The sequence below is a fragment of the Gammaproteobacteria bacterium genome, assembly GCA_027296625.1.
Taxonomy (GTDB): domain Bacteria; phylum Pseudomonadota; class Gammaproteobacteria; order JAKEHO01; family JAKEHO01; genus JAKEHO01.
The window spans coordinates 1-4,185 of the sequence record JAPUIX010000083.1 but is presented as its reverse complement, the minus strand read 5'-3'; the positions used below and the strand labels follow the sequence as shown (position 1 = coordinate 4,185).

The window sequence follows — 4,185 nt, the reverse complement described above, 5'->3', positions numbered from 1 at the left end:
GCACATATGAAGCCTGGGCGTGAATGTCCGCTTTCGGGCGTAAAGCGGACATTGAATGAGAAATTGGCGGCACAAAAAAACCCGGCACATGGCCGGGTTTTCGCTTTTCCTGGTAGCGGGGGCAGGATTTGGTCATTGCTTGCTCACAATTCCAAGGCGCCACTAGCTGCCCGTCAAAGGTGTAGGGACAGATGATTGCGGGGGCCTGATATGTGCTGTACCGCCCATACCCAAACGCGTCCGCTTGAGGTAGCGCGTTGAGATTCCGCCCCCCACCCGGCGTGCAGCGTCTTGCACTGGCGCCTTGCTGGCAGAACTGACACTTTCCTCGATGGTAAAATTGGCAAAAGTGTCAGAACTGACACTTTCCAGCCCGATCCAGAAAGAACCGTAACGATCGTTGCATCGATCCTATATCACACGAAACATACTCAAGCGGGCAACGCAAGAAGACGCGAGATAGGTCGGCTTGGGCACGGTACGCCAGTTTATTGCTCAGTCGTATGTACTAGGAAGTTTGGCCTGACTCGCCGTCTGATGGCTCTAACAACTCCCGAATGTCGGATTCGACCTGTACCCCATGGCTCGTGAGTGGTTCGTCCGGGAATTGAGTCAGGCGTGCAGCGATTTCCGGGGCTGTCAAACGCTTCTGATCCGTGTATATCCAGGCGGTCTCGGGAACTTTTTGAATAAGTGGTTTAAGGCTCGATGCAGCGATATCCTTGACAATATCGTCTGGATCATTCAGCGCCTGGTAGAGCACCGCGGCTCCGCTGGGCAACCTTAACCCGCCTGACTTAAGGTCTGACACCAACCAATGGGCAGCCGCGAGTGCTAAGCTGAGGCGTGCATTCCCGGGCAATTCAGTGTCCCACCCAGGATCGGATATCGGCCAGATGTGAAACCCCGCTTGCTGAATCTGATCAGCGTTTTTATAGAGAACTACGCTTGCCAAGCGCTGAGTATCTTCGGAACCAGTCTTAAGAGCCTCTGCGATCACAATCTCAGCGACGGTTGGTGCGGCCAAACCGCTCGGCCAGAGCTGTGACAAGAGCGCAGTGGCAAGACTAACCTCGCCGAGGCTGACCAGAGCCAGCATCGCACCACCAATCTGACTGCCCGTCGCGTCCGCGTTGTTCTCGCCTAGCAGATCTACAGCGCGGATAGCAGCTTCGATTCGATTTCTCTTCTCAGCCTCCACCGCAAGCGCATAGTTGTGACTGGCTTCGACCGCTGCTAACCGAGAATTGCGGTCATCGATGGAGTACTTAACTACTGTCCCAACGAGCGCCATCGTTGCGGAAAGCACCGTACCAATAAGAGCAATAGCCGCGGCGATGGTCTTCGCTCCCGGATCATCCTCCGGTATTTCGAAGAGCCCGACCGAATTCATTAGTGCAACTGCAATCCCAAGGATGGCAAGAGCAGCAACTGACGCAATAATCCAAGGCTTCCACGGGCTCGGTGCGGCCACCTTGAAAAAGTCTCTGTCAATTGATCCCTCGACCATCTTGAGTTACTCCTCGTTTGACTTTGAACTTCCGCTTTGGGTCATTAGCGGCCCTTAGGACCAATACTAGCTCAATGTCTGCTTTCGGGGGTAAAGCGGACGTTCTTCAGGTCGTGTATTGACGCCCAACTCCTAATGTCCGCTTTTCCCGATACCGGACATTCAGACGACCCGAAAACCAGTGAAATTTAGGTCCGCTTTCGGCCAAAAGCAGCCGGTCAATCGACCAACGGATTGTCAGTCCGCCAACACTTTCTGATCCGGCTTAGATGGTTTGTCGTTGGCGCCCATTTTGAGTGAGTCGACGTCACCGGATTGCCAAACTGTAGGGAGCCTATCGTGGCATTCCGTCCGCATCGAGTCGCATCAGAATGATGTCAGTACCGCCCGCATTTGCAGCGTTAGTATGCTCACCATCGGACCATCCATTGAGATAAAGAACTCCTTGTGAATCCTCAACCAGTGTCCCTGCAAAAAGTATCGCGGCACTTCCATCGGACCTGTTGCCTTCGATTACTCGATCCCACAACAGGGTTCCATTTTCATCGAGTCTGAACGCGACGAGGTCCGATGATTCGCGTAACCCGGACATAGGATCGGGCGCAGCTTCGAGTGATCCGTATACCAAAATGTGGCCATTCGCTGCCTTTAGAGCCGGTGAAAATAGGAAGCTGTTTACATCACCTGAATCGTCACAATACGACCAGAGTTCTTGAGTGCCATCTGCGCTGAACCGTGCAACCAAACCATCACCGCTCGCAGAAGATGATCTTTCGCTGATACCAACTACAAGTAAACTGTCATCGTCATCGACAGTTGTCCTGAAGAATTGTCCGCTTCCATCTCGGCCACAACTTGAGAAGGAGCCTGGCTCTCTCACCCAAAGGGTTGATCCCGATTCGTCGAAGCTCGCCAAGAACGGGCATCGAATGCAGGTTCGGGTGGACGACCCATTGACCTCAAATGAGCCTGAAACGACTAGCTGCCCGGAGGAATCAAAGGCTATCCCCCGTGCAAAAACAATTTGTGAATCCGGGACAAAAGGATTGCCCGGATTGCTATCCGAAGGATCGAGCTCGCGGTGCCATACGACGCTTCCATCGGTGCCATCCAGCTTGGTCAGCACTGAGCCGAGAGTTGAGATGGATGTTCGGTACCAGGACAACAAGTAGATATTCCCTTTGTCGTCAAAATTGGCCCAATATGCTGGGGCCTCAATATCCAGCCCCGTAAAATCGACCAATGTGCTCCAGAGTTCATTTCCACTATCATCGAAGCGGTAAGTAGTGGCCCAATCTTGACTCACTACAGCAAAGAATCCATCACCGAGAGGATTCCGCCATAGATTGCGAACGGCATCGTCTTGAGCCGTACCAAACTGAATTGTCCACAGTTCGTTTCCTCTGCGATCGACCTTTCGCAGCCATGCGTCCCGCCCCCCCTGGTTGATAGCACCGGCAATTGATCCTTCAGTGCCGCCACCGAATATCAGACTGCCGTCGTCGCCGAGGATCATTCCACCAGTAGTTGAAATTTCATCGCTCGTCCCGCCAAATTGCTGTGTGCCGATCCAGCCAAATATTTCAATGTTAATGACCGCCTCGGATGATGATTGATAAGGGTCTGACGCGGCGAAAGAAAAACTATCCAATCCATCCTCGCCGACAATCGCGGTGTAAGTGAAAGCACCTGTTGCGCTGTCGAATGCTGTAATCGTGCCTTTGCGCGGCTCGGCTGTAACTTCATAAACGACATTGTCGCCCTCGACGTCGGTGGACGAAACTACGCCGGAATGATCGGCGGCATCGCTGGTCGAGAAGCTACCAGCGACAGCAATCGGGCGGTTGTTGACAGTTACCGTTACGGTCGCCGTATTTGATGTCGTATCGCCATCGCTGGCAGTGAATGTAAAACTGTCTTCACCAGTGAACCCACCGTTGGGTGTGTATTCAAAACTCCGATTGCCGGTACCGCTGAGAGTCACCGACCCTGATGCAGAGCCCGTGACGACCGTGTACGTAAGCGCATCTCCGTCCGCGTCGGTGGCTGAGAGACTTCCGCTCAGCGCCTCTCCTGGATTTGTGGCAACGGATTGATTTGCTGCCTGCGGTGCCCGGTTCGCAGGTGGCGATGATGTCGACGACCCGCCACAGCCCCCACAAGCAGCGAGGATTAGCAGAAAACAATAGATACATTTCTTCATAACAGTCCTCCGACGAATAACAGTCCTCCGACGATAGAGTGTGCATTCGGATGCAACCAGTGACCTGATCGAAACATTATTTTTTTCTGATGAAATGCTATAGAAATGTGTTGCCCTGTCAGGTAGAGGTTCGGCCGATCTGGTGGCCTCGGCAGCCCGGCGGTCTTGGGGTCCTTCGGGAGGTCTTCCTTGGCTTCTCGGAGGAAGCGAGGACCCGTGGCTTTCCGTCCCCGTCTTTCGGCGGGTTTGGTTTTGTCCGTAATGCCCATTAAGCGTAGTCCAAAATGACGCACTTCGCCTGTTTTTACATGCGAAGTATGTCAACGACGAATGTCCGCTCTGGGTCACAAGCGGTCGTTCAACCAGCCCGGTCAGGATTGCCATTTCTGAATGTCCGCTTTACTCAATAGCGGTCATTGAAACCGAACCGACACCACGAAACTGACAGTCCGCTTTCGGCCAGAAGCGGCCG

The 4,185-nt window shown here is 53.5% G+C and carries 2 protein-coding genes and 1 riboswitch; both genes read right to left on the bottom strand.

Annotated elements, in window-relative coordinates; genetic code table 11:
• Positions 1 to 508: 508 nt before the first annotated feature.
• A complete protein-coding gene (locus tag O6944_04595) occupies positions 509 to 1,510 on the bottom strand; it encodes a hypothetical protein (GenBank protein ID MCZ6718418.1) in 1,002 nt (333 codons plus the stop codon).
• A 334-nt stretch (positions 1,511 to 1,844) separates the two neighbouring features.
• Complete coding sequence (locus tag O6944_04590) at positions 1,845 to 3,713, bottom strand: cadherin-like domain-containing protein (GenBank protein MCZ6718417.1); 1,869 nt, start codon at positions 3,711 to 3,713, stop codon at positions 1,845 to 1,847.
• A 147-nt stretch (positions 3,714 to 3,860) separates the two neighbouring features.
• Positions 3,861 to 3,974, bottom strand: a riboswitch (cyclic di-GMP riboswitch).
• Positions 3,975 to 4,185 lie beyond the last annotated feature (211 nt).